Raw genomic sequence first — 26311 nt, forward strand, 5'->3', positions numbered from 1 at the left:
ATTGGCACGTCAACACCCCGCAGCTGCATGGCCATTTTTTTGCTCTTCGCACCTGCACAAAAATGTGCCAAAGGCGACAGCCGCAGCTGGTAACGTAGGGGAAGGAGGGTCCCATGAGCGCTTATGGTGACACCAGGGCGATCACACCGCCGGATATTCGTTCGCGCAAAGGTGGGACGCCGCTCGTCTGCCTTACCGCCTACACCACCCCAGTCGCCCGGCTTGTCGATCCCCATTGTGATGTGGTGCTGGTCGGCGACAGCGTCGGCATGGTTCTCCACGGCCTGCCCTCGACGCTCGGTGTCACGCTGGAGATGATGATCACGCACGGCCAGGCGGTGCGCCGTGGCATCAAGCAGGCGCTGATGGTGGTCGACCTGCCGTTCGGTTCCTACGAGGAAAGCCCAGAGCAGGCTTTCCGCAATGCCGCGCGCGTCATGGCCGAGACCGGCTGCACGGCCGTCAAGCTCGAAGGCGGCGAAGCGATGGCAGAGACGATCGGCTTCCTCGCCGCACGCGGCGTGCCCGTCATGGCCCATGTCGGATTGACGCCGCAGGCCATCAACACCATCGGTGGCTACCGCGTACAGGGCAGGGGCGGGGATGCCGAGCGCATCAGGCGCGACGCAATTGCGGTGGGCGAAGCGGGCGCCTTTGCTGTCGTCCTGGAGAAGGTTCCTGAGGCGCTCGCCCGCCGGATCACCAAGGAGGTGGCGACCCCGACCATTGGCATCGGTGCCTCGGCAGCCTGTGACGGCCAGATTCTCGTCGTGGACGACATGCTGGGCCTCTTCGGCGACTTCCGGCCCAAGTTCGTCAAGCGCTATGCTGAACTCCGGGAGGCGGCTGCGGCTGCGATCGCTTCCTATGCGCGCGAGGTGAAGGAGCGCCAGTTTCCCGCCGCAGAGCACGTGTTTGCCGATGCGCCCAAGCCCGCCGACACGGACGCCACCAAGAGCGGAGAAGCAGCGTGAGCGTGCCGATCGTCAGGAGCGTTGACCAGCTTCGCGAAAGCGTCGCCGCATGGCGCTGCGAAGGTGTGAGGATAGCCCTGGTGCCAACGATGGGCGTCCTGCATGAGGGCCATCTCAGCCTGGTGCGCGCTGCACTCGAGAAGGCAGACCGTGTGATAGTGACGCTCTTCGTCAACCCGAAGCAATTCAACAGCCAGGCCGATCTTGCCGCGTATCCCCGCACCGAGAACGAGGATGCCGCCAAACTGGCACCGGTTGGCGCGCACCTGCTTTATGCGCCAGATGCAGAGGAGATGTATCCGGCGGGCTTCGCCACCACCGTTTCGGTTTGCGGTGTCAGCGAAGGCCTGTGCGGTACATTCCGGCCGGGGCATTTCGACGGCGTGGCGACCGTCGTCGCCAAGCTCTTCCTGCAGACCAGCGCTGACTTCGGCTTCTTTGGCGAAAAGGACTTTCAGCAAATTCACCTGGTCAGGCGCATGGCCCGGGATCTCGATATTCCAATCACCATTGTTGCCTGTCCGACAGTCCGTGAAGCCGACGGTCTTGCGCTATCATCGCGCAATGTGCGGCTCTCGCCAGCGGAACGCGCTGTTGCTCCCAAGCTATCATCAGTCCTGCTCAAGACGGCTGAGCGGCTTGAGCGCGGCTCACCCATCATGCCAACGCTTGCAGAATCTCGCGCAGCAATTCTGACTGCAGGCTATCGCGAGGTCGAATACCTGGAACTTCGCGATGAGGCAGATCTGCAGCCGATAACAAGCCTCGATCGACCGGCACGGTTGCTTGCCGCCGCCTGGCTCGGCGGCACACGGCTCATAGACAACGTCAGACTATTTCGGATTGGTTCAACAGATTAGCCACGTTCTCGGCACGCGCCGTATTCGTCCGGGATCATCTAAAACAAGGTCTCTGCCTGGCATTGAGCGTTACGGAGGTTACGCACAGGACACATGCATCGCGTGTTTGAGAACTTCGTCGAGCAACTGTCTGCAAGTGTTGATGCTGCCGATCTCTGTGAGGCAATGGCCTCCGCTGCAGCCGGCTTCGACTTCCCGCTATTCGCCTATTTCACCTACCCGTCAGCCTCCGGCGACGCCCCCCAATTGATTTCAAACTATCCTTCATCCTGGACGTCACGTTATCTGCAACAGCGGTACCACAGTCTCGATCCGGTCATCCTGCGCGGGCTGCAAGGCTGGGATACATTCGATTGGGGTGTGGATCGCGCTCGGCACGGTCTGCCGAATTCGCAGCAACAAATTCTAGAGAGTGCGGCTGAGTTTGGCATCTGCGGCGGCCTGACGATGTCCATGCATGATCATCTCGGCCGGTTTGCTGCCCTGACCTTTGCTTCCGACGAGTCCCGTCCGCCTCTGTTGCGGTCACTGGCACGTTACGAAAAAGCATTGCAGCTGGTGGCCATCAACTTTCATATCCATGTCCGGCGAAGGCTCGCCGATCATCGCGTGGTGGATGGTGTAACGCTCACCCCGCGGGAGTTCGAGTGTCTGAAATGGGCGGCGCGCGGCAAGTCGGCTTGGGATACTAGCCAGCTTCTCGGCGTCTCAAAGCGCACCGTGACCTTTCATCTGGAAAACGCCAAGGCAAAGTTTGGCGTTCGAACGATCAACCAAGCCGTTGCACGAATGGCTGCCTCCGGCCCGACGAGATCCTGATTCTCAGCCACGATACCTGTAAACCTCTACAGGCTGCATCGCTGTCAGCTTTGCCCTTCGATGGCGGGAACACATCCCACATGGAGGCGACCATGATGCAACTGATAGCACCAGACTTTTACAGTGATTTTGCAGGCGAGCTCAAAGAGATGCACGGGCTCAGGTTTCGGGTGTTCAAGGAAAGGCTCGATTGGGAAGTTGATACCGAAGACCAGATGGAATCCGATCCGTTTGATGCTCTCAAGCCTGTCTATCTGCTCCTCAAAGGATCCGACTGGCGAATTCGCGGTTGCGTGCGTCTTTTGCCCAGCACCGGACCCACAATGTTGCGCGACACCTTCCCGGTGCTGCTGGGTGCTGACGTCGTGCCCTCGACCAGCGACATATGGGAGAGCAGTCGTTTCGCGCTCGATCTTCCTCCGTCGGCGCCCAAGGCAGCGGGCGGGCTGGCTCAGGCGACCTACGAGCTCTTCGCGGGCATGATCGAGTTCGGCTTGGCCAAGGATCTGACCCGGATCGTAACGGTGACGGACACGCGCATGGAGCGGATCCTCCGCCTTGCTACGTGGCCATTGTCGCGCATCGGAGAACCCAAGTGCGTCGGCAAAACGGAGGCGGTGGCTGGGTTTCTCGAGATTTCCCACGCGAGCCTTTTGCGCATCCGCAGCAGGGGACGTCTGAGCGGACCGGTACTGTGGCAACCGGTTCTAGGCCCGTCAGCATAGCGCCATTGTGGACACCTGTGCCATGAAGGATGCTGGTTTGCCCAAGGAAGCGACGGTCGGCCTTGTATGCTGGCCGGACTGGCGTCGCCAGGACGCTTACCACTACGCCAGACGATTGCCACGCACTGGCTGGGCCTGGGAGTTTCTTCGGCGCAATCCACAATTCCAGCGCGACCACGCCAAAATGGCACCGTCCGCCTGCTTCGTCGGAACCCAGGCCGACATGAAGATAATCGAGTTGACGACAGAATCAGCTTTCCTAAGACAATGGAGCCTCCTTTTTCGCGGACGCGCCACAGTCGGACGCTACATCGGCGAGGGTCTTTTGGGATCCGCGCGATTGCGCCTGTATTCTACGAGCGGCCGCGGAGCCGCTGGGGCTCGACCACGATTTTGAACCGCTTCACCTTTCTTCGCTCTCATGCTGCAAGGACATCCTGCTGACAGCTGCGGGCATGCAGCACGTGCTGCTGAGGGAGAACTGCCGGAGTCTGCAGATCGCCGTTTCCGGTGCGTCCGTCCTGCGCCCGTTGCGGCTATATGTCGACGCGATCCTTCAGCCGCAGCACCTCAAGTTCCATGTCGCTGCCCTTCAGTTCCTGAACGACATCAATGATTGCCGCCGCGTGTCAGCTGCTTGCTTTCCGCCGGAACACCGCGGAGCGCGTCTGCGTATTGTACTGCAGGCTTTGGATGGCTCGCTGGCGGGAGCATCTCATCAGGAGGTCGCCATTGCCTTGTTCGGGAGACGCCGTGTCGAAGAAGATTGGCGTCATCCAGGCGGCCATCTTCGCGATCAGGTACGTCGCGCCATCCAACGCGGCCGCTACCTGATGGGCGGCGGCTACAGACAGTTCCTGAGGTAATTGGAGTGGTTGCGATTGTCTTATACGAACGCGCAACCTCCATTTTCTCACTGCAATGGTGCGTTGCACAAAACGTGGCAAGCGCCTAGTTCTTCCGCGGCGAATCGGGTTTCGGCGAAACACCGGGACCCAACTTCGTCGATAAGTGCATTCATGACCTGAGGACCCCGATGACCGTTATGAACTCCGACAAAGCCGGCGCTGCAAGCCTTGAGACAATCGCGCGAAACGGCAGCATGCTGCGTCGCATAGCCGTACGCATTCCGACCTACCTGTCGGATATTCGCGAGAACCCGGCGTGGCTGCCCATGTTCATGTTGGCGCGCACCATGCCGGCACGGAGAATGCACTGGCGTGGTGCAAAGCCGGTCCGAAGGCCGCAAAGAGCCCAGGACACGATGTTTGCCGGTGTCAATTGCCACGACGTTGTCGACGCGCTGCGGATGGATGGGCTTTTTCCCGGCCTTGTCCTGCCTGCAATGGTGGCTGAAGATGTAGCCGCATTCGCCAGGTGCACACCTTGTTTCGGCAATTTCGATCGCCGACTCGAGTTCATGCCGGCGGAGCATGCGGAGGCTGAGGCGCGATTTGGCCGTCCGTTGCTCAGCGGCCATTATTTCGAGCGCATTCTGGGCTGTAAGTCGGCCGTTGCCATCCAAAACGATCCGCTGCTCATGGATATCGCGGCGCACTATCTCGGCGGCCAGGCGACGCTGATCACGACGCGCGTCTGGTGGAGCTTCCCGACCGGCCAGGCGTCGGACGCGGACAAGAACCTGGCTTCTCTCGGCAAATACCACTTCGACCTGGACGACTGGCGGATGCTGAAGTTCTTTTTCTATCTGGTGCCCGTCGACGAGGGGACCGGCCCGCATATCTATGTTCGCGGCAGCCATGATCGCCGCGCCCTCAAGCACCAATTTACGCTTGTCGTCGGCCATCCAGCGCAAGAGATTCTGGACGTCTACGGCAAGCAGAGTCCGGTCACGCTGACCGGCAAGGCCGGTTTCGGTTTCGTCGAGGATCCGTTCGGGTTCCATATGGGCACCGTGCCGTCGCACAGGCCACGGCTGATGATGGAAGTTGGCTTCGGCGTTTCTCCTCCATCGCGCCGCCGCTTCCATGGCGAGCCTGTGATCCGCTGATTTCGAAAAGTCCCGAAACAGCCTTCCCGTTGTGAGGGAAAGATAAGGCTATGCCGCCAATCGATCTGTTCCGGGCCAAAAGCGGTTGTCTGCACATGCCCTGAACTTGGCTGGTGCAATGAGTCTCGCCATTGCTCCAGCCAGCGCATCAGTGCCTGTTTAATCGAGGTTAGATGGCAGTGCGCCCAAGAGATCCTCCTCGATATCGCCTGCCGCGCGAAGCCTCAGATGCTCTTCGAAAACCTCCTTTACGGACCAAGTCGTCTCGGGTCTCTCTTTGAGTGGCCGGAAGGTGGTGCACAGCCGTATCGTGCTTCGGGATCCTGAACGAAGGCGAGGGGCGGTTTGTTCCTCGCGGGGCGCATGCAGCGGTGCCGGCATGACAGCTTCGTCTTGGATCCCGATGCTCGGCAACGTCGGCGGTGAAGGCTCTGTCTAGGCGGCTTACGTGACTCCAATGCAGGAGATCGACCATCTCCTGTCGAGCACATTCGTTGGCGATCACCGTCGCGGCGCTACGGACGCCGCGGCGCCTGCGATCAATGCAGTTTGCCGACTAGCCGAGCGTATTCGGCTTCAGCCCTGCCATATGACCCATCTGCCAGCGCAATTAGACGCGCGCGATCAAGAATGACTACCTCTCCTCGCATTGAGCGTATCAGACCTTGGCCCTCCAAGGTTTGCAGCGCTATGGTGACGCCGGGCCGCCTGACACCGAGCATAACTGATAAGAACTCGTGCGTAATCGCAAAGCTGTTCCCGTCGACGCGATCATCACACATCACCAGCCATCTTGAGAGCCTGTCGACTATGTTCATCCGGGCATTGCTGAGCGCGGTGAAGCTTGCCTGGAGGTGAAAGTAGTGAACGTAGCGGAGCAGAAAGGTTCGCAAGGTTGGGCTTGTCAGAAGCGCCTTGGTGAAGAGGCCCGCGTCGATAACAAAGGCTCGGGCTTCTAATTGGACGTAACAATCGTGCGTTGACCGGTCATCGCCCATGATAAGCGCTGAGCCGGTCATGCCCTCACAACCAATGATTCCGATCTCAGCTTCGATACCAGGCCGCAGCTCGCCCACCACTGACCCGAGACCGCTCTCGAAGAAGTACACGGTGCTGATTGGTGACCCCGCCACTTCGAGATGCGTCTTCAGCCCAAGGGAGACGCTTTCGAAATGAGGTTGCAGCAATGCCAAATCTGCCGAGCACATTCGTAGCAGCAGCGAATTGCGATAGATCGAATTTTGGCCGGTGTCGCGTTGCGCGGCAGTGTGAGTTTGTGAACTGGAGTCTGTCATAGCTCCCTCTCCCTATTGGGGCGGAAGCATGTTGATCGCTCACAGCCGACGGACGCCCTTAGAGTTGCCGTCGATGGCACACTGTATGCCTGCCGACCGCGGATGTCCCATTCTTAATTAATTGCATTGATCGGCCCGAGCCAAGCTTTGGCGCACCCGCTCTAACGCGGCATTCAGATGCTTCAGAAATTCGTCATCGCTTTTGGTCGCCAAGCCGACTTGTCGAGCGCGAGTTACAATGCGCTCCTGGAGTGAAACCGCTGTCTCATAGTGGTCCACGATCATCTGAAATGAAGCGCTCATTGGGGCGGATTGAAAGGGCTGTGCCATAGCACAACCCTAGCTCCACGAGGATGAGAGTTCCATGCCGGCCGCCGCTTGGGTAACAATCGTACAATATACCCAAGACTGACCGCGCTCTTTGGTTATCCTCCCAGAAATCCGGTAGCCTTGCGTGGCGCAGCTTCTCTTCGCTCTTCGACCTCCTGACCCGGCCGACCAGTCCCGGCTTCAGCCATTCCGCCTTGTCCTTCTTATGCTCCTTCGGGACCGGGACGCCGACCTCGCCCTGCACACGATCCCACAGCGTTTGCCTTTTGTCGGCCTTGACGGCTAACATCGCCCGCCCTTGTAGGACCGCTTTCAGCCATGATCACCTCGGGGGGCTGAACGAAGCGCGTGCTTGTCGACTCTGTCGGTCGTCGCAGACGCTTACGGAGGCCTCACCGCAGAGGGAGATGCGCACTCCGGCTCGACGACGGCTGTCGAAAATCAGACTGATGTGGATGCACTACCATCGATCGGCACTAAGATTCTCGACCTCGGCAATAAGCTCCTCTGTACAGCAAGCGACCTTCCTGCCTCGCAATATCAAAAGTCAAACCCCGCCGCAGATGCATATGCCTGGCAGCACGCGTCGGTCTTTGGCCGCGCATCTGCCAAACCGAAATCAAGTAGCCCGCCATCGCGCGACCCTCAACGCGATCTTGATCATTGCAGTCGGGCAATAACTCATCTCTTTGGAGCTTGGTGGTGATATATAGGCGCCCAAGCCAGCGCTAATATTGCGTGGAGCTAAAATGCCCGCTAAGATTTCTTGGGTGTTAGCTGGCGGGTATTTGATGGGGTTTGGTCTTCTAGGCGCGGTCGCTCTGGGTCTGGCGTCCTTCATCAGCAGCGCTCATGGCCAAGAATCCTGCGACCCTAACTACACAGGCGCCTGTGTTCCAATCGCCAGCGATGTCGACTGTTCCTCCGGAAAGGGCAATGGTCCCGCATACGTACACGGGCCGGTCTCTGTCGTGGGCACCGATATCTATGATCTTGACCGAGACGGCGACGGAATAGGTTGCGAAAACGGCTAGAGGAGGCAAGTCGCCCTCCAACTTCATGACGGCACCAGCCCATCCGCTGTTTATGGCAACGGTCACCTCCGAGTTGAGGGTGAGCAACGTTCCCAGCCATTTGCATCAAATGTTAGGACCTTCTAAATGCGACATGGCGACTCTGCGGTACGACGGTCGAACACCGTCCACGTCTCATCCGTCTCCTGCCATACGTTTGTCAGTTGGTAGCTGATTGTAGAATGTGCCAGTAACTGGGGATGCTCATCGCGTTCCACATGCGCGAGCCCTGATGCGCGTCAGTTATTTTTACTCTCCGAGAGACCACTGGCCCGGGCGATGTTTCTCCGAGAAGAACAAAGAGGTAGATGGTTCCGGCATGGTCCCACCAATGCTTTCCCCTTGTGAACGGCATCCAAACTTTTCGGCGGGCTTGAACAGCGGCCGCCTTTGGCGGCTGTCGTAGGGCTGATGATAGGTTCCATTCCAGCTCTTTCTAATGTGTCGTCCGAACAGTGAACGAAAGTAGAACATGTAATTCAAGCGCGAATTGACCGTGAGAGGGATGAGCTCCAATTTTGGGTCATGCCTGACGCTGCTGGAAGACGAAATTGCGGTGGCGACTGGAAGCTCAGCGATGCCCCAAATGAAATTGGGCAGCTGGTGCTGTCCGCTGCGGCGCTATGACGTCAGACGATGGTATCTGCCGAATGACCTGGGAATCTTCGGGGACGTCGAGGCCGGTCGTGGTCGGAAGCAAACTGAGTTGCAGGCGGTGCTGTAGGAACGAGTATATGCAAGCTGAGACGCCTGTCGCCGTCTCCGCGTTCCAGGCCGACGTTCTCCTCGTTCCGAGGCTTGGTGAGCGATACGGGTGCGCCTGAGTGTCAATGGCGCATTTAGCAACGGCCTGGTACACGATTTACCGCCCTGCGAGCTGATCGAAACTGGCTTGGTCGATTGCATCGTAATAGCGCCGCCCACCAGGAAAGATTTTTCTATCGTTTGCGGTTGGGGTCGCATGACGCGATTGTCGGACGCAACAAGCCAGCTTGGCAATAGGCAGAGGCTGTCCACACTGTACTCCCTAGTGCCCAATCCATACCTAACGAGACCGCCATGCCGTCACCTCCAGATTTCACCGACGATTTTCGCTCCGGGCTGATCACGCTGCTGCGCTGGCGCAGGGATGTGCGGCGCTTCGAGCCAACGGCTCTGCCAGAGGGTACGCTGGAACGCCTGCTCGAGCTCGCCAGCATTGCGCCCTCCGTTGGCCTCAGCCAGCCCTGGCGCTTCGTAGTGGTCGAGAGCCTCAAGCGGCGCACTGCCGTGAGAGACTGCTTCGAGCGCTGCAATGCCGAGGCGCTCACGCGCTTTTCGGGAGAGCGCGCCGCACTCTATGCCCGGCTGAAGCTTGCCGGGCTCGACGAGGCGCCCTGTCAATTCGCGGTCTTCGCCGACCACACGACCCGACAAGGCCATGGGCTCGGTCGCATGACCATGGCGGCGACCATCGACTATTCGGCCGTCATGGCAGTGCACACACTGTGGGTGGCGGCGCGGGCGGAGGGCATCGGCATGGGCTGGGTGTCGATCCTCGATGCGACCGAGATGGCCCAAATTCTCGACACGCCGCCCGAATGGACGCTGATCGGCTATTTCTGCCTCGGCTATGCCAGCGAGGAGCACGACATGCCGACCTTGGAACGCGAATGCTGGGAACATCGGCGGCCGCCGGTGGTGATCAGGCGGTAGTGGGGCTGCCTATCATTCGCCTCTTCCGTGGCGATGAGCTTGACGCAGATCGGGTCGCCCTTCGCCACGTTGCCATTCCGACCGAAGCCGAGGTTCGTGTTCTTGCAAAGGCTAGGAAAGAGCAGCATGACAAGCGCGACCGCAGCGAAGATGGCGCTTGCGACGACCGGGCTGAAGCCGGGCTTGGAGGTGGTCGACCTCTGTTGCGGGGCGGCTGTGCCGATCGCCACAATCGCCCGCCATGTCGTCGCACTACGCCGACCAGCTGGAGGCCGCGCAGCGCCGGCTGACCGGCGCCGGCGCGACCAATTGCGAATTCGTCGCCGGCTATGCGCTATGAACTCGCTACTCTGGTGTCACGCCCCGTCGACTTCGTCTTCACGGCCAACGCCTTCGACGGCGTCCCGGACCGACCGCGGCTGGCACGTGCCGTGCGCGAGGCGCTCGCCCCCGGCGGACATTTTGTTATCGTCAACTGACACCGGCAGCCGCGCGAGACGACGACGGTCCTGAAGCGAACTCAGGCTGTCGCCAAGACAGACCATCGCCGATGCCCAAGTCGGCGGCACAATGCTCCTACCCGCAGGCCCGTCGTCCGTCCACTGTCCAAGGCCTCCTGGCCTTTCTGAGGCCGTGATCCTGCCGCGGGTGTGAGTTTGCGATCCTCATAAGAGCGTCAGGCGCGAATAGAAGTTTGGGTCGTGGCCCCACAGCGGCCGACCTATCCATCGGGTGGATGGTAGTTATCACAACAATCAATTTTACCAATATTATGGATTACTACTACAAGGCCGCCACTTAGAGCGGCCGGACGGGTATCCGTCTCGCGTGGGCTGGTGCTGCCCGCAAAGATGCGGAGACGAACATGTGCGGGATTGTTGGCATCGTTGGGCAACAGCCGGTGTCGGATCGGTTGATCGGCGCGTTGAAGGGTTTGGAATATCGCGGCTATGATTCCGCCGGCGTTGCGACGATCATCGAGGGTGCCTTGCACCGCCGGCGCGCCGAGGGCAAGCTCGTCAATCTCGAGACGCGACTGAAGGAAGAGCCGCTGAGCGGCAACGTCGGCATCGGCCACACGCGTTGGGCAACCCACGGGGCCTCGACCGAACGCAATGCGCACCCGCACTTTAGCGACGGTGTCGCCGTAGTCCATAACGGCATCATCGAGAATTTCACCGAGCTGAAGGACGAATTGGCGGCGGATGGCGCCGAGTTCCAGACCGACACCGACACCGAGGTCGTTGGGCATCTCTTGGCAAGATACCGCCGAGAGGGCATGAGGCCGCAAGAGGCCACGCGTGCCATGCTGAAACGCGTCAAGGGCGCCTATGCGCTTGCCATCCTCTTCGAAGATGAACCGACGACCATCACGGCGGCGCGCAACGGACCACCGCTCGCGATCGGTCACGGCGACGGCGAGATGTTCCTGGGCTCCGACGCGATCGCCCTTGCTCCTTTCACCAATGAAATTACCTATCTCATCGACGGCGACTGGGCCGTCGTCGGCAATTCGGGCGCCCATATCTTCGATATCGACGGCCGTCCCGTCGAGCGTCCGCGCCATATCTCCACGGCCGCGGCCGATCTGGCCAACAAGGGCAACCATCGCCACTTCATGGAGAAGGAGATTTACGAGCAGCCCGAGGTCATCGCCCATGCTCTCCGTCATTACATTAACATCATAGACAGTCGCGACATGGTTCCTGGCATTGATTTCGCCAAGGTCCCGAGCTTGGCGATCTCTGCCTGCGGGACCGCCTATTTCGCCGGACTGATCGGAAAATACTGGTTCGAGCGCTATGCGCGCCTGACGGTTGAAATCGACGTTGCGTCCGAATTCCGTTACCGCGAGATCCCGTTGCCGCCGCAGTCGGCGGCTCTTTTCATCTCGCAGTCCGGCGAAACCGCCGATACGCTTGCGTCATTGAGGTACTGCAAGGAGCGTGGGCTGAAAATTGGCGCTATCGTCAATGCCTGCGAATCGACCATCGCTCGGGAGGCCGATACGGTTTTCCCGATCCTTGCCGGACCGGAGATCGGCGTCGCCTCTACCAAGGCTTTTACCTGCCAGCTTGCCGTTCTAGCAGCACTCGCCATCGGCGCGGCCAGAGCCCGCGGGACCGTCCCCGAAGACGAGCTGCAGTGGCTCGTCAGGAGCCTCGCCGAATTGCCGCGCGTGATGGGCCACGTACTCGAGAGCATCCAGCCGGAAATCGAGTTCTTGTCGCGCGAACTGTCAAAGTGTCGTGACGTCCTGTATCTCGGCCGTGGCACCAGTTTCCCGCTAGCGATGGAAGGTGCGCTGAAGCTCAAGGAGATTTCCTACATCCATGCCGAGGGCTATGCAGCGGGTGAATTGAAGCACGGGCCGATCGCATTGATAGACGAGAACATGCCAGTGATCGTCATCGCGCCCCATGACCGTCTTTTCGACAAGACCGTTTCCAACATGCAGGAAGTGGCTGCCCGTGGAGGGCGGATTATCCTCATCACCGATGAAAAAGGGGCAGCCGTATCGAAACTCGAAACCATGCACACGCTCGTGCTGCCGGTTGTCGACGAGATTATCGCGCCAATGATCTTCTCGCTCCCGATACAGCTTCTAGCCTACCACACGGCGCTCTTCATGGGGACGGATGTAGACCAGCCGCGCAATCTCGCAAAATCGGTCACGGTCGAATGATTGTGAACCTGTACAGGTGGCGATGCGCCTCCAGGAAAGCGGTACCCCTTGTCTGGATCCGAAGCCCGGATCAAACCAGATGACCATTGTTTGCTGCAATTGCGAAACTCGGTAGCGGTTACGAGCGGGTCTTTCGCTGCCTCGCCGGTGGAGATTGCCGAAGCTGGCAGTGTCCGTGCCGAAAGTTCGAGTTGCTGTTCAAGAAAGCCATCGGCGAGAATGTTCTACGAAGGATCGCAGGTCGCATGCGCTACGCCGACCAGGCTCTCAGCACGGGTAGCCTTGATACTTGATCAGAAGCAGGTGAGCCGCCATATTCCGGCCCGGCCAGTTCAGCGGCCCATCCCATGCAGGAGGCCGGTTCGGCCGAATGGACGACCATTTTTTTTATTTGCTAGGTGTGCGCCGCGGGGAGGAATCTCCGAGGGAGCTCCCAGTTCTTGGAGATGTCTATGAAGGATTCGCGCATTCCCGAACCAGTCTTGACGGCTATGTCCCAGGGAACCCACATCGTCCGCGCTTATCGCGAGCACCTTGGATATTCGATCGACGACCTGGCGGTCGCGTGCGGGCTGGCCGCTGAGGAAATCCAAAACATCGAGCGAGGTCTGAGGTACAGCAAGGGCTATCGGGATCGGATAGCGAAATCGCTTTCCATACCTGTGGGAATTCTTGAGTCGGAGTTGGACATTTCGGACGCCGCCTGATCAGTCGGATGATCTGCAATGGGTGGACTAGCTGTTGTGATGTGAAGCTTGCGGCTGATGTCGACTTTTGATTCCATTGGATGCGAATGCCTTCTGGCGCAGCTCGCCGAACAACAAAGCGATATAGCCGCCCGGAGTGCTACGAAACGTGTACGACGGCATCGGCTCGCGACGAAGGATTGTAACGGCGAACTCTTCCTAGTTCGGCAAGGCGATGCTGGCTTGAGCATCAACTCGGCCTACGGGCTGAATCGTCCAACATGGCGAGTCGCGCCGCTCTGAAATTAACATGGCGGGCATCCTGACGTTTCCGGGTTGACTATGGGCGTTCGAACCACGAAAAGGGGCCGCTCTTCGTGAGTGGCGTGCGCCGGCAGTCTGACCCCCAAGCCCCCCGCCCAGGCTGCCGGCGCGCTTCTAGAAAGATCGAAGTAGGCACTCGCTTGCGCTCTGCCCGCTCACACCTTGTGGTTCCTCCTGCGGGTCCAGCGGACCACCATGGGTGTCGCCAGTTCTGGTGGTTACGCGCGTCCATTTGCGATCTCGTTCAGTGAGTGCACCGCAAGCACCCTCTCTGCTAGCCTGAAAAATTCATGGGGGTTGGTGGATGTGGCGCAAGCCTTGAAATGACGTAGGATTTGGTTGCTTAAGCCGATCCGAAATTTCCCGGAGACCACACCCACCATGAACGATCTTGCGCTGCCGCTGAGCGGTTTGCCATCAGTCGGCGGCAAGTCCGTCGTCGCCCGTTTCGACGGCGGCATGCTGTCGTCCAACAGCGGCGTTCTGGCCTTGGCCGAGGTGGAAAAGCGGTTGCGGGTGGCCGAGCGTCTGGCGCGTTGCATCGACGATCCGCGCTGCCCGGACCAGGTCGTCCACAGCCTGGCGGACATGATCGGCTTCGCATGAAGATGATCGCCGCGGGCTACGAGGACGGCAACGACGCCAACCGGCTGCGCCGCGATCCGGTCTTCAAGATGGCCCAGGATGCGCTGCCGTCGGGTCGGGATCTGGCGTCGAAATCGACGCTGTGCCGGCTGGAGAACCTACCCGGCGTGCGGGAGTTGGTCGATGGGACGGGCGATGGTCGATCTCTATTGCGCCTCGTTCCGGCAGGTGCCGAAGCGGATCGTACTCGACATTGACGACACCTTCGACGCTGTGCACGGAGGCCAACAGCTTCGCCTGTTCAATGCCCACCATGACGAGTACGGCTTCCAGCCGATCGTCGTGTTCGATGGTGCGGGACGGTTCGTCAGCGCGATCCTGCGACCGGCCAAGCGGCCGAGTGGGGCTGAGATCCGCCCCCACCTGCGCCGTCTGGTGCGGGCGATCCGGATCAACTGGCCAAACATTCGAATCCTGCTCCGCGGCGATAGCCATTATTGCAACCCGCAGGTCATCGACTGGTGCCGCGCCAACGACGTCGACTTCATCTTTGGCCTCGCGCCCACCACGACCCTGCGCAAGCATGTCGCGGATCTGGAGGCCAGCACGACGGCACGCTTGGAAGCGTCGGCCAAGACAGGCAAGGTCCGCAGGTTCAAGGAGTTCGTTGACGGCGCCCGCGGCGCGGCCGGGCCGGCAGCACTCAGGCGGCTATAACGGGCGCAGAGCCGACCCTGAGGCTTCCAGACATTGTCGTGTACAGCTTCAGACCCTCAAGCCGAGCCCGCAGGGCCTCGCTTACCTTTTACGGGGCGGCGGTACGTCCAAGCCGCTTCAACAGTTAAGAATTTCGCAAAGACGATACCCCCGGATCGTCGAGCTTCCGCTGCCACTTCCCGCATTCGCCGAGGCGGTCAATGACCCGCCCTTCACAATAGTTATCTGGCAAGCATCTGGATGCGAGAGATAATGTTGCCGGAGGCATCTCTCATGGCTTCTACACCTGCCTGAACGCCAGAACCGCGTTCGTGCCGCCAAAGGCGAAGGAGTTGCTCAGTGCCACGCGCACCTTGCGCTCGCGTGCCACATTGGGCGTGACGTCGAGATCGCAATCGGGGTCCAGCTCACGATAATTGGCAGTCGGCGGCACGACGCTCTCGCGGATAGCCATCACGCAGGCGATCAACTCGAGCGCGCCGGACGCGCCGAGGCAATGCGCGTGCATGGACTTGGTAGAAGAAATGGACATTGAGAAGGCGTGCTGACCGAAGACTCGCTTGATCGCCGCCGTCTCGATCTGGTCGTTGGCCTTTGTGCCGGTGCCGTGCGCGTTGAGATAGTCGACATCCTCGGCGTCCAGCCTGGCATCGGCAAGGCAGGCCCGCATTGCTGCCTCCGGCCCCTCGACAGTCGGCGCGACGATGTCGGACGCATCGGCGGAAAGGCCGGCACCGGCAATTTCGGCAAGGATGGTGGCGCCCCGAGCCAGGGCATGCTCGTAGCTTTCCAGCACCGCCATGCCGGCGCCTTCACCAAGCGATAGGCCCTGGCGATCGGCCGAGAATGGCCGGCAAGCATCGGGCGAAAGCACGCGGATCGCTTCCCATGCCTTCAGCACACCCCATATGAGCGGCGCTTCGCTGCCGCCGGCAAGCATCACGTCGGCCCGGCCGTGCCTGATCTGGTCCACCGCGCAGGCAATCGCATGGTTTGCCGAGGAACAGGCGGACGTGACGCCGAAGACCGGCCCGCGCAGGCCGAGACTCATGCTGACCTGGCCGGCAGCGGCACCCGGCATCGCCTTGGGTACAGTCAAGAGAGCGGCACGCTTACCGCCCAGCAGGATGGCGCGGTAGGTTTGCTCGATCGCATCCCACCCGCAGCCGCCAACGCCCACCGTCGCACCGAAGCGATAGCTATTTCCCTCTTTGGAGGAAAGTCCGGCCTGACGCATGGCTTCGCGCGCCGCAAGAACAGCGAGCAGGCTGAAGCGGTCCATGGAGATGAGTTGCTTGCGGTCGATGTCATGCTCCGGCAGCGCTTTGATCTCGGCACCAATCCTGACCCTCAATTCATGGAGCTCGGAGTTGACGATTGGGCCGATGGCGGAGCGGCCTTCTCGCATCTCTGTCCAAATGGCGGCGGTGTTGGTCCCAAGCCCGCAAATCCCGCCAATCCCAGTAATCACGACGCGCCTGTCCATTCACACCCCCGTAGCGAGCAAGCTGCGCACGGCTTCCACCATGTCCCCAACATTCTGGAGATCCGACCATGCCTCGGCCGTATTCATCTCGATCTCGATGCCGTAGGCCTGCTCCAGGTCCCAGAGAACGTCCGCCAATCCCAGTGAATCGATACCGAGCGAAGTCAGTCTCGTGGCAGCCGTTATCTCGCCGCCTGTGGCAGGCGCTATGCCGCCCTCCGACGCGGCGCGCTTCTTGATCATGGCGATTATTTCGTTGGCGAGTTGATCTGCCATCTTGTTTCCTTTCCAGCTTGCGTTTTCGGCGTCGTTCAAAACCCGAATCGCGTCGCGTTGCCAAAATTGCCCCTCATGGAGCCCTGTGCGCCGACCAAGCCCAATGCCCATAGGAACCGGACGAGTTCCGGCTTCTGCGGCGTCAGCCCGATGACGAAGAAAAGTCGCCGGCCTCCCGCTTTTGCGTCAGCACATCAAGAATCTGCGTGTAAATGGATAGGAACCGTCGTCAAACGTCAGCTAAACGCTGCGACGGTGGGTGCTGTCAGCGTATTCACTCGGCACCTCATATGTAATCGAGATGTTTCATAGCTCCGGACCAGTTGCGATCAACTATTGTACCGGTCCGCCATTCGTCGGAGAGTTCGACATGATCGGAGCGCTGCCTCTCATTTCCAGTACAATCTCCACCGCACGCGACAGATTTCCTCTTTCGGGCTCTTCTCAAGGGACTCGCCACGCGATAGGGGCACTGATCGGCGCACTTGAGATCCTGCCAGGTCCATGCGACATTCCGGAAAATTGGTAAAATCCTTTGTTTCAATCAAATTCATCCACGCTATGGATAGCTAAGACATGCGTTTCAAAGGGCTCGATCTGAATCTTCTCGTCGTTCTCGACGCGCTGCTGAGCGAGCGCAGCCTCACGGCGGCGGCACGCCGCATCAACCTAGCCAAATTCATGGGGGTTGGTGGATGTGGCGCAAGCCCGTTGAAATGACGTAGGATTTGGTTGCTTAAGCCGATCCGAACCATTTCCCGAGACCACACCCACCATGAACGATCTTGCGCTGCCGCTGAGCGGTTTGTCATCAGTCGGCGGCAAGTCCGTCGTCGCCCGTTTCGACGGCGGCATGCTGTCGTCCAACAGTGGCGTTCTGGCCTTGGCCGAGGTGGAAAAGCGGTTGCGGATGGCCGAGCGTCTGGCGCGTTGCATCGACGATCCGCGCTGCCCGGACCAGGTCGTCCACAGCCTGGCGGACATGATCGGCTTTCGCATGAAGATGATCGCCGCGGCTACGAGGACGACAACGACGCCAACCGGCTGCGCCGCGCTCTCGACACCTTCGACGCTGTGCACGGAGGCCAACAGCTTCGCCTGTTCAATGCCCACCATGACGAGTACGGCTTCCAGCCGATCGTCGTGTTCGATGGTGCGGGACGGTTCGTCAGCGCGATCCTGCGACCGGCCAAGCGGCCGAGTGGGGCTGAGATCCGCCCCCACCTGCGCCGTCTGGTGCGGGCGATCCGGATCAACTGGCCAAACATTCGAATCCTGCTCCGCGGCGATAGCCATTATTGCAACCCGCAGGTCATCGACTGGTGCCGCGCCAACGACGTCGACTTCATCTTTGGCCTCGCGCCCACCACGACCCTGCGCAAGCATGTCGCGGATCTGGAGGCCAGCACGACGGCACGCTTGGAAGCGTCGGCCAAGACAGGCAAGGTCCGCAGGTTCAAGGAGCTCGTTGACGGCGCCGCTAGTTGGAGCCGCGTCGAGCGCATCATCGCGCGGGTCGAGGTCGGCGCCCACGGTGGCGATATCCGCTTCATCGTCACCAACCTTGCAGGTGGGAAGGCCAAGGCGCTCTACGAGAATGTCTACTGTCGGCGCGGCGCGGCCGAGAACCACATCGTGGAAGACGCATCTTGCCGCCGACCGCACATCCTGCACCAGAGCGACGGCCAACCAGTTCCGGTTATTCCTGCATGCCGGCGCCTACTGGCTCATGTGGGGCTTGCGGGCCGCGATGCCGAGGCGCTCGAGCTTTGCCGTCGCCCAATTCGACACGCTGCGATTGCGCCTCATCAAAATCGCTGCGCGGGTGGTCGAGATGAAATCGCAAATCCGCCTGCACCTGCCGACATCGTGCCCCGACCAGCGCATCCTGCGCATCGTCCTCGATCGCATCCCCCAACTCGCGACATAACGATGGGCGCAGGCGCCCGAAACGAACCCGTCGACCGCAACCTGTAAACCCCCGCCTGCCATCACGACGGATCATCGCCGGCACCCGACGAGGCTTGTCAAAATGCACAGGGCGGCCAGATCGCCGATGCAGGCCGCCGAAAGCTCATCGCCGTGCATCAAGGCGGCTAGATGGCAACGAGGCTTATGCCGCCCGTGCATCGCAGCTCCATATGCATGAGGGGTCGTCGCTTCAAAATACTTGATACATTTGCGCTTGCGTAGCTCCTTGCATGCGCGCGATGCCAGGAGGAGACCTCTGTCTAAATGCTCGCATCGATGCAACGCCGTTGACACCATCATCGCGGCGACCGCTTTGCCACGGCCGCCGCAGCCCTTTTCGAGCATCACGATCATGCCGGCGCCATCGCAGTGATGCACATGCAAATTCAGAGATGCACTCTGGCCATATGCTAGGTGCCCAGCATATGTCCGGCATCCCGCAACGCCGCTACGAAAAGACGGGCATTGCCGTTGGCATCCATCTTGGCCTGCATCGACAGGGGCATCCTGTGCCAGCTCTCCAAGGCCGCAATGTAATGTGAGAACATACCGTTAACGATGCAATAGTGGGTAACTAGGCCGTGTCCGTCTAACGCCAGCACGCCGAATTGGCCGCCGTGATATCGGATGGCTGCGACCCGCTGGACCTGCGCGTCACCGTCGATCCGAACGTCGAAAAGCAGGCTGCCGCGGCTCCTGGTGGCTATCTCGGCGGCTTTTTCAGCGAAGCTCAACGAGAGCGAGCGGACGCTTTCGACTGCCATCTGTAAAACCATCAAGTTCAGTTCATCCACTGCCATGAGGTACCTGTGCGCAAGACATGGGTGATTGCAATCGACCACACCGCTTGTTCACAGATGTCGGCTCCGACCGGTTATTCAGGGTTCGCCGGTCATCCATTGAGGGCGTGCTCATCAAAATAATCCTGAAGTGGAATGCGCTGCATCTACGAAGCGCGAGGAGAAGCCAGCCAAAGCTGTCGCGACAATTGATCTCATAATCCATCCCGATATCTGGATTTCGGCATCGCTGAACATCCCTGGTAAGTGAGCTGTTTGCGGCCAGCCCATCTCGGCTTTGTACCCCGAAACCGTTGCACCGGCGTCGCTCGGCGCTCGGGACCGCCAGGCTCTGCTCGTCGAGAACTTTGTCCCCGAGAAGCGTTCGACTTTGAGCATTCCGCTGAAGGGTGACGTCTCGCCAGTCCGTGTCCTTGCAGCTCACCGCGAGGGCTTTTTGCGCATCGCACGCAAGCGCACGAACTGGTCTCCGTTCACTTCACAAAATGGTTTTCCTGAAGTACTGGAGCGCAGAGAAATCTCCGGTCGCAGCCTACCCGGTTAAAACAAGGACCCAACGATGAAGACTCTCGTCGTCTGCTCCGGCGGATTGGATTCCGTTACTCTTGCCCACAAGGTGGCAGCGGAGCACCAGCTTACCGGCCTGCTATCGTTCGATTACGGCCAACGGCATAGGAAGGAATTGGGCTACGCCACCCTTTGCGCGGAGCGCCTGAGTGTCCCGCAGCGAATCATCGATATCCACGAGATCGGCGGCGGCCTTTCCGGCTCCGCGCTGACCGACAATGTGGACGTGCCCGACGGGCACTATGCCGAAGACACGATGAAGATAACCGTGGTGCCCAACCGGAACGCCATCATGTTGGCCATTGCCTTCGGCCTCGCCGCAGCGCAAGACGCTGACGCAGTGGCGACGGCCGTGCATGGTGGGGATCACGTTGTCTATCCCGATTGCCGTCCGGCCTTCATCGACGCTTTCCAGATGATGCAGGACCACGCGCTCGACGGCTACGCGCAGATTCGCCTTTATGCACCCTATGTGAACCTGGCGAAGGCGGACATTGTTACGGATGGAGCCACATACGGCACGCCGTTTGCGCAGACCTGGTCCTGTTACAAGGGCGCCGAGCGTCATTGCGGGAGGTGCGGGACCTGCGTCGAGCGGCGTGAGGCGTTTCACATCGCTGGGCACCCGGACCCAACCGAGTATGAGGACTCCGACTTCTGGCTCGGAGCGCTGCGAAGGACCACGGCGTAATGTTCCGCATCACCAAGGAATTCCACTTCTCAGCCTCGCATCAGCTCACCTCATTGCCACCCGATCACCAATGCGCGCGCCTGCACGGACATAACTACATCGTCGAAGTGGAGCTTTCAGCGGATGGACTGGACGATCACGGCTTCGTGCGCGACTACCACGACTTGGCGCCATTCAAACGCTACATCGACGAGAGCTTCGACCACCGACATCTCAACGACGTGCTGGGACACGAGCAAGTCACGGCGGAATATCTGGCCAGACATTTCTACGACTGGTGCAAGGCACGCCTGAGCGAAACCGCGGCCGTGCGGGTGAGCGAAACGCCGAAAACCTGGGCGGAATACCGGCCATGACGAATACTCATCCCGCAATCCGCGTTAGCGAGATTTTCGGGCCGACGATCCAGGGCGAGGGCGTGCTCATAGGTTTGCCGACGATCTTCGTCAGAACCGGCGGGTGTGACTATCGCTGTTCCTGGTGCGACAGCCTCCATGCTGTGGACAGCCAATTCCGCCATGAATGGGAGATGATGTCCGTTGGGGCGGTGTGGAAAAATGTGCTTGCCCTTTCCGGTGGCCGCCCGCTGATGGTGTCGCTATCAGGCGGCAATCCGGCCATCCAGCCGCTCGGCGCGCTCATCGACCGGGGCCATGGTGACGGTTACCGTTTTGCGCTGGAAACCCAAGGGTCGCTTGCCAGGGACTGGTTTGCGCAGCTTGACGTGCTGATCCTCAGCCCAAAGCCGCCGTCAAGCCAAATGACGACAGATTGGGCCGCTGTCGAGGCGTGCCTCCAGGCGGCACAAGGCAAGCCCCAAGTCGTGCTCAAGCTCATTGTTTTCGACGAAAGGGACTACACCTACGCGAAAGACGCCGCTGCGCAATTTCCGCAACTTCCGATCTATCTGCAGCCCGGCAATCACACGCCGCCACACCCCAGAAATGATGACGCGCCTGTCGACCTTGACGGAATATTGAAGCGCATGGAGTGGCTGGTTGACAGCGTGACCCGCGACAGATGGTTCGAGGCTCGCGTGCTACCGCAGCTGCACGTTGTGCTCTGGGGTAACAAGAGAGCCGTCTAGCCCAGGCCCTTTCCACTGGAACTGCGCCGGCAGAATTCGGGTGAACGGGTGGTTCAGGTCGAAGGGAGCTGTCGCCGACAACCATGATCCGACAGGCAGGGCTCGAGCGGACGATATCGTCGCTGCGCCAAGACGCGTCTGGTCCGCTCCGAATCTTGTCTCGATACGACGGTCGCCGATCAACAAACGTACCGCGGTCCATGATCGACTGAGAGGCATGACCGGTCCTCTGAGTGCTCAGACTGCCGCCGAGTGCCTGGCCGTTCCAGCTTCGAAATATTTGTCGAACCTGGCCGCGATGCTTCGGACGAAAGGGCGACTTTCAGCCGGCACAACGAATCTGTCGCCATCAAGTTCAAGCAATCGAACCGGATCGTGGAGGGCCATGGAACTTGACTGAAGGAGGAGCCTCTGGCCGGCCTCGCCGAAGCGTTCCACCAGATCGATGGCCGAGAAGGCGAAGTCGCACATCAAACGTTCGATGATCCAGCCGCGAACGCGGTCGTCGTTGGAAAATGCGATACCCCGAACAGCGGCCAGCCCGCCGTCATTAACCGTGCATCGATATTCGCTGGTCGAAGGCATGTTCTGCGCATAGCCCTGCCGAAACTGGCTGATGGACGATGGGCCTAACCCAATCAAGGTTTCGCAGCAATCGTCGGTGTAACCCTGAAAGTTCCGGTGCAGTGTTCCGGCGCGGGCGGCAAGGGCCAGGGCATCGCCGGGTTTGGCGAAATGGTCGAGGCCGATTGCTTCGTACCCCTGGTCCACGATCGCCCGCGCCGCCAGTTGCGATTGAGCAAATCTCTCCGCGGGACCGGGCAGCCATGCCTCGTCTATCATCGTCTGATGTTTCTTGAACCACGGCACATGGGCGTAGCCAAAAAGCGCTATCCTGTCCGGCTCCAGGGTCAGTGCCTGCGCGACCGTTGAGGAAACGCTCGCCCTGGTCTGGTGCGGCAGGCCGTACAGCAGGTCTAGATTGACGGATTCGACGCCGCGCGAACGAACACCGTCGACTACCGCTTTGGTCTGCAAAAAGCTCTGCTCGCGGTTGATTGCCTTCTGAACCTTCGGATCGAAGTCCTGGACGCCGAGGCTCCCACGAGTCATGCCGATTTCGGCAAGCGCATCGAGGCGGGCTCCATCCATATCGTTGGGTTCGATTTCAACGCTGATCTTGGCGCCGGGAAGAAAGCCGAAGCTGTTGCGCAGGGCGGTTCCCAGCGCCACCATATCTTCGGGTTTGAGGATGGTCGGCGAACCGCCACCGAAATGGACGGCACGGACGCGACCCTTGCCTGCGACAAGACTGGCGACGGTGGCGATCTCGGCATGCAGTGAGCGCAGATATGTGGTCACCGGTTCGTAATGGCGTGTCTGCTTGGTATGGCAGGCACAGAACCAGCAAAGCTTGTCGCAGTAAGGGATGTGCAGATAGAGCGAGATCTCGTCACCACCGCCGAGCGCTTGCAGCCAGCCACGACAAACGGCAGCATCAACGCCTGGATGGAAATGCGGCGCGGTCGGGTAGCTCGTGTAGCGCGGGACGTTCTCGCCAAATCTGGCAACTAGCTTTTGTCGCATGTCGTGGTCCACCGTGTTTGCGTCGCCCGAACTGTGGATGCTTGGATGAGCCTAAGCCCTGATTTCGATCAACCTTCAGCACGGACAAACTGCCGCAAGGATTTTTCTACCGTGGGTGCTATCCTGCCCGCACGGACCGGTAGAGCGATCGAATGACATTACGGCAGGATATTCACAGTTCCGGCATCCCCGTTCTTTGCCTGTCTTGCGAGGCACGGCGCCGCGGTGTCTGTGGCGCGCTAGAGCCAGACCATTTGGCTCAGCTCGCCAAGACGTCGTCGCGGCACAATATCGAGCCGGGGGTCGAACTGATCGGCGACGCCGAGGCGGTCGACTGTTATTCGAACGTGCTTTCAGGCGTGGTGAAGCTCACGAAGAGCCTATCAGATGGACGCCAACAGATTGTCGGCCTGCAGTTCGCCCCGGATTTTCTGGGTCGGCCCTTCAAGATGAAAAGTGCGATCAATGCCGAAGCGGCAACAGCTGTCTCGCTATGCTCGTTTCCCAGAGCGGCCATCGAACGGATGATGAAGCAGTCACCCGAATTTGTGCATCGCCTGCTCAAGCAGGCGCTGAACGAACTTGAAGAGGCACGCGAATGGATGGTGACTCTGGGGCGCAAGACCGCACCAGAGAAGGTGGCGAGCTTTCTCCTCATGATTGCCCGGAACATCGACTCCAATGTTGACCCGACGGCTAGCTCGACGTGCTTCGAGCTGCCGATGACGCGTGCCGACATTTCTGATTTCCTTGGAATCACAAACGAGACCGTGAGCCGTCAGCTGACCAGCCTGAGAATGGACGGCGTGATTCGGATCGAGAACAACCGCCGCGTCACCGTGGACAGCATGAGCCGGCTGGAACGGCGCTGCGGCGGCCGAGGCGCTACAGCCGTTTGAATGACGCAGAAGCTGCATGGCCCCGTCACTTACTTCATTCGGGGCAGGGCATGCTCGCGTTGGGCTCAGAAGAAGTCGCGTAGCGACAGACCGTTCTCCATCCGATCGTATGCGCCAGTTGCGTTTCGGCTCGTCGGCGAAGCATCCACACTTGGCCGAAGTCAATTCGCCTCATCCGCAGGGGAAAATCGCCGTCTCCCCAAGCCATGAATGTCACGACGGCAGCGTAACGCTGGCGCTGGCTGTTCCAAGGCATTGAACGATCGGCGTTCGGTAAGGCATCGACCTGCTTTCCAGCGTCGCAGAAGGTGCGTTCCCCCACACGCCCGCGGTCGCCTCCGCAGCCCGGGGCCCGACCGGGGACACCAGGCCCCATCCATAAACGGGCGGCCGGTGGTGCGCTTCCACATTCGATCGTCGCAGTCTGATCGCACCGAACTCGATGCTGCTCGAGCAAAATGGTGCGGCTCTGACATGGATCAGGGCGAGCAGGCGACGGCTGCGCAATAAGGCACCGCGGTTTGGCATCCGCCGGAATTGGAAATCGGGGCTTGCGATGAAATTCGGCAAAGAAATCGTGCTTCTAAGCCTGTTCGCATTCGCGGCTTTGGTGGCGGCTGGCGCTGGGGTGGATGAACCCTTTCGCCAGCACATGTGGGTCTTGTTCTTCGCCTTGGCTGGCTTCACTGCGATCCTACTGCGTAACACTGAGTTCAAGCCTGCCGTTCCGATCGACCCGTCCGTCTACATGGATGGTCCAATCCGCTATGGCGCCATCGCCACCATGTTCTGGGGTGTCATCGGCATGCTTGTCGGCGTGGTCATCGCGCTGCAGCTTGCCTATCCCGATCTCAACATACAGCCCTGGTTCAACTTCGGCCGCTTGCGGCCTCTGCACACCTCGGGCGTCGTCTTTGCCTTCGGCGGCAACGCGTTGCTTTGCACGTCTCTCTATGTCGTCCAACGCACATGCCGCGCTCGGCTTTTCGGTGGCGATCTCGCCTGGTTCGTGTTCTGGGGCTACCAGCTCTTCATTGTCATGGCCGCGACAGGTTATCTGCTCGGCATCACCGAGAGCCGCGAATATGCGGAACCCGAATGGTATGTCGACATCTGGCTGACCATCGTCTGGGTCGCCTACCTGATCCTGTTCCTCGGCACGATCCTGAAGCGCAAGGAACCGCACATCTACGTCGCCAACTGGTTCTACCTTTCGTTCATCGTGACCATCGCGATGCTGCATGTGATCAACAACCTCTCGATGCCGGCCTCCTTCCTCGGATCCAAGAGCTATTCCGCATTTTCCGGAGTCCAGGACGCCCTGACGCAGTGGTGGTACGGCCACAATGCCGTCGGGTTCTTCCTGACCGCCGGCTTCCTGGGCATGATGTATTATTTCGTGCCCAAGCAGGCCAACCGGCCGGTCTATTCCTACCGCCTGTCGATCGTCCATTTCTGGGCAATCATCTTCCTCTACATCTGGGCCGGGCCCCATCACCTGCACTACACCGCTTTGCCCGATTGGGCGCAGACGCTCGGCATGGTGTTCTCGATCATGCTGTGGATGCCGTCATGGGGCGGCATGATCAACGGCCTGATGACGCTGTCGGGCGCCTGGGACAAGCTGCGCACTGACCCGATCATCCGCATGATGGTGATGGCCATCGCCTTCTACGGCATGTCGACCTTCGAAGGCCCGGTGATGTCGATCAAGACGGTCAATTCTCTGTCGCACTATACCGACTGGACCATTGGCCACGTTCACTCGGGTGCGCTCGGCTGGGTCGGCATGATCTCGTTCGGCGCGATCTACTTTATGGTGCCGAAGCTGTGGAACCGTGAACGGCTCTACTCGCTTCGCCTCGTTACCTGGCACTTCTGGCTGGCGACGCTTGGCATCGTTGTCTACGCCGCTGTCATGTGGGTGTCCGGCATCATGCAGGGCCTGATGTGGCGCGAATACGACGAGCAGGGCTTCCTGGTCTACTCCTTCGCCGAAACCGTGGCCGCCATGCATCCTTATTACATCATGCGCGCCATCGGTGGGGCCATGTACCTCTCCGGCGCCCTGATCATGGCCTGGAACATTGCCATGACCATCCTCGGCTACCGGCGCGAGCAGGATCCGCTGCCGCGCTCCACCCCCGCCCTCCAGCTTGCGCGATGA

Annotated in this window: 20 protein-coding genes and 4 pseudogenes; 19 read left to right on the forward strand and 5 right to left on the reverse strand. The window is 60.2% G+C overall.

Annotated features, from left to right (window positions below; translation table 11 throughout):
* Positions 1 to 113: 113 nt before the first annotated feature.
* From panB to AC3EML_RS09570, 7 genes are all read left to right on the forward strand, one after another.
* Positions 114 to 974, forward strand: a complete 861-nt coding sequence (gene panB / locus AC3EML_RS09540; protein WP_023707031.1) for a 3-methyl-2-oxobutanoate hydroxymethyltransferase — start codon at positions 114 to 116, stop codon at positions 972 to 974.
* Entirely contained in the window at positions 971 to 1834 is an 864-nt protein-coding gene (gene panC / locus AC3EML_RS09545; RefSeq protein ID WP_023808077.1) for a pantoate--beta-alanine ligase, read from the forward strand. The genes panB and panC overlap by 4 nt, the downstream gene beginning before the upstream one ends.
* 93 nt (positions 1835 to 1927) lie before the next feature.
* Entirely contained in the window at positions 1928 to 2653 is a 726-nt protein-coding gene (locus AC3EML_RS09550; protein WP_352461170.1) for a LuxR family transcriptional regulator, read from the forward strand.
* A 92-nt stretch (positions 2654 to 2745) separates the two neighbouring features.
* The gene (locus AC3EML_RS09555; RefSeq protein ID WP_352522164.1) at positions 2746 to 3378 is read left to right on the forward strand and encodes an acyl-homoserine-lactone synthase; all 633 of its coding nucleotides are present in this window, start codon (positions 2746 to 2748) and stop codon (positions 3376 to 3378) included.
* 22 nt (positions 3379 to 3400) lie between these two features.
* A complete protein-coding gene (locus AC3EML_RS09560) occupies positions 3401 to 3775 on the forward strand; it encodes a transcriptional regulator domain-containing protein (protein ID WP_352461172.1) in 375 nt (124 codons plus the stop codon).
* Between the two features lie 58 nt (positions 3776 to 3833).
* Positions 3834 to 4244 (forward strand): DUF2285 domain-containing protein, encoded by a 411-nt coding sequence (locus AC3EML_RS09565; protein WP_023673629.1) that lies wholly within the window; start codon positions 3834 to 3836, stop codon positions 4242 to 4244.
* Positions 4245 to 4414: 170 nt separating this feature from the next.
* A complete protein-coding gene (locus tag AC3EML_RS09570; RefSeq protein WP_023708080.1) occupies positions 4415 to 5389 on the forward strand; it encodes a hypothetical protein in 975 nt (324 codons plus the stop codon).
* A 539-nt stretch (positions 5390 to 5928) separates the two neighbouring features.
* On the opposite strand, the gene AC3EML_RS09575 is transcribed toward AC3EML_RS09570, so the two are convergent.
* Complete coding sequence (locus tag AC3EML_RS09575; protein ID WP_023731597.1) at positions 5929 to 6684, reverse strand: Crp/Fnr family transcriptional regulator; 756 nt, start codon at positions 6682 to 6684, stop codon at positions 5929 to 5931.
* Positions 6685 to 9146: 2462 nt separating this feature from the next.
* Here AC3EML_RS09575 and bluB point away from each other — a divergent pair.
* The 5 genes and pseudogenes from bluB to AC3EML_RS09600 form a co-directional block, all read left to right on the forward strand.
* Complete coding sequence (gene bluB / locus AC3EML_RS09580; RefSeq protein ID WP_023808081.1) at positions 9147 to 9782, forward strand: 5,6-dimethylbenzimidazole synthase; 636 nt, start codon at positions 9147 to 9149, stop codon at positions 9780 to 9782.
* 865 nt (positions 9783 to 10647) lie between these two features.
* Positions 10648 to 12468: a glutamine--fructose-6-phosphate transaminase (isomerizing) gene (glmS, locus tag AC3EML_RS09585; protein WP_352522165.1), complete on the forward strand. Its 1821-nt coding sequence runs from the start codon at positions 10648 to 10650 to the stop codon at positions 12466 to 12468.
* A gap of 452 nt (positions 12469 to 12920) precedes the next feature.
* The gene (locus tag AC3EML_RS09590) at positions 12921 to 13175 is read left to right on the forward strand and encodes a helix-turn-helix domain-containing protein (protein ID WP_031197535.1); all 255 of its coding nucleotides are present in this window, start codon (positions 12921 to 12923) and stop codon (positions 13173 to 13175) included.
* Between the two features lie 684 nt (positions 13176 to 13859).
* Positions 13860 to 14741: pseudogene (locus AC3EML_RS09595) on the forward strand (IS1380 family transposase); the annotation flags it as partial.
* Between the two features lie 168 nt (positions 14742 to 14909).
* Positions 14910 to 15074, forward strand: a pseudogene (locus AC3EML_RS09600) (LysR family transcriptional regulator); the annotation flags it as partial.
* Here the strand turns inward: AC3EML_RS09600 and AC3EML_RS09605 are convergent.
* Both AC3EML_RS09605 and AC3EML_RS09610 read right to left on the reverse strand, forming a co-directional pair.
* Positions 15061 to 16266, reverse strand: a complete 1206-nt coding sequence (locus tag AC3EML_RS09605) for a beta-ketoacyl-[acyl-carrier-protein] synthase family protein (protein ID WP_023808085.1) — start codon at positions 16264 to 16266, stop codon at positions 15061 to 15063. The pseudogene AC3EML_RS09600 and the gene AC3EML_RS09605 sit on opposite strands and share 14 nt — an antisense overlap.
* On the reverse strand, positions 16267 to 16542 hold the full coding sequence (locus tag AC3EML_RS09610) for an acyl carrier protein (protein ID WP_031206078.1): 276 nt from the start codon (positions 16540 to 16542) through the stop codon (positions 16267 to 16269). It lies immediately after the preceding gene.
* 576 nt (positions 16543 to 17118) lie between these two features.
* Here AC3EML_RS09610 and AC3EML_RS09615 point away from each other — a divergent pair.
* Positions 17119 to 17220 (forward strand): annotated as a pseudogene (locus AC3EML_RS09615) (LysR family transcriptional regulator); the annotation flags it as partial.
* A gap of 97 nt (positions 17221 to 17317) precedes the next feature.
* A pseudogene (locus AC3EML_RS09620) lies at positions 17318 to 18472 on the forward strand (IS1380 family transposase).
* 451 nt (positions 18473 to 18923) lie between these two features.
* Here AC3EML_RS09620 and AC3EML_RS09625 read toward each other — a convergent pair.
* Entirely contained in the window at positions 18924 to 19313 is a 390-nt protein-coding gene (locus AC3EML_RS09625; RefSeq protein WP_023747260.1) for a hypothetical protein, read from the reverse strand.
* Positions 19314 to 19872: 559 nt separating this feature from the next.
* Between AC3EML_RS09625 and queC the strand changes: the two genes are divergently transcribed.
* Genes queC through queE form a run of 3 tightly spaced genes read left to right on the forward strand, consistent with a single transcriptional unit; the run spans position 19873 to position 21658 of the window.
* On the forward strand, positions 19873 to 20571 hold the full coding sequence (gene queC / locus AC3EML_RS09630; RefSeq protein ID WP_031209007.1) for a 7-cyano-7-deazaguanine synthase QueC: 699 nt from the start codon (positions 19873 to 19875) through the stop codon (positions 20569 to 20571).
* Positions 20571 to 20927, forward strand: a complete 357-nt coding sequence (gene queD, locus AC3EML_RS09635) for a 6-carboxytetrahydropterin synthase QueD (protein WP_023673552.1) — start codon at positions 20571 to 20573, stop codon at positions 20925 to 20927. The genes queC and queD overlap by 1 nt, the downstream gene beginning before the upstream one ends.
* Positions 20924 to 21658 (forward strand): 7-carboxy-7-deazaguanine synthase QueE, encoded by a 735-nt coding sequence (queE, locus tag AC3EML_RS09640; protein WP_352519785.1) that lies wholly within the window; start codon positions 20924 to 20926, stop codon positions 21656 to 21658. The genes queD and queE overlap by 4 nt, the downstream gene beginning before the upstream one ends.
* A gap of 237 nt (positions 21659 to 21895) precedes the next feature.
* On the opposite strand, the gene hemN is transcribed toward queE, so the two are convergent.
* Positions 21896 to 23245, reverse strand: coding sequence for an oxygen-independent coproporphyrinogen III oxidase (gene hemN / locus AC3EML_RS09645; RefSeq protein WP_352521958.1), 1350 nt, complete (start codon positions 23243 to 23245; stop codon positions 21896 to 21898).
* Positions 23246 to 23397: 152 nt separating this feature from the next.
* Here hemN and AC3EML_RS09650 point away from each other — a divergent pair, with 152 nt between their 5' ends.
* The gene (locus tag AC3EML_RS09650) at positions 23398 to 24144 is read left to right on the forward strand and encodes a Crp/Fnr family transcriptional regulator (RefSeq protein ID WP_352521959.1); all 747 of its coding nucleotides are present in this window, start codon (positions 23398 to 23400) and stop codon (positions 24142 to 24144) included.
* Between the two features lie 556 nt (positions 24145 to 24700).
* Positions 24701 to 26311 (forward strand): cytochrome-c oxidase, cbb3-type subunit I, encoded by a 1611-nt coding sequence (gene ccoN / locus AC3EML_RS09655; RefSeq protein ID WP_352521960.1) that lies wholly within the window; start codon positions 24701 to 24703, stop codon positions 26309 to 26311.

It is taken from the genome of Mesorhizobium sp. P170090, assembly GCF_057786115.1.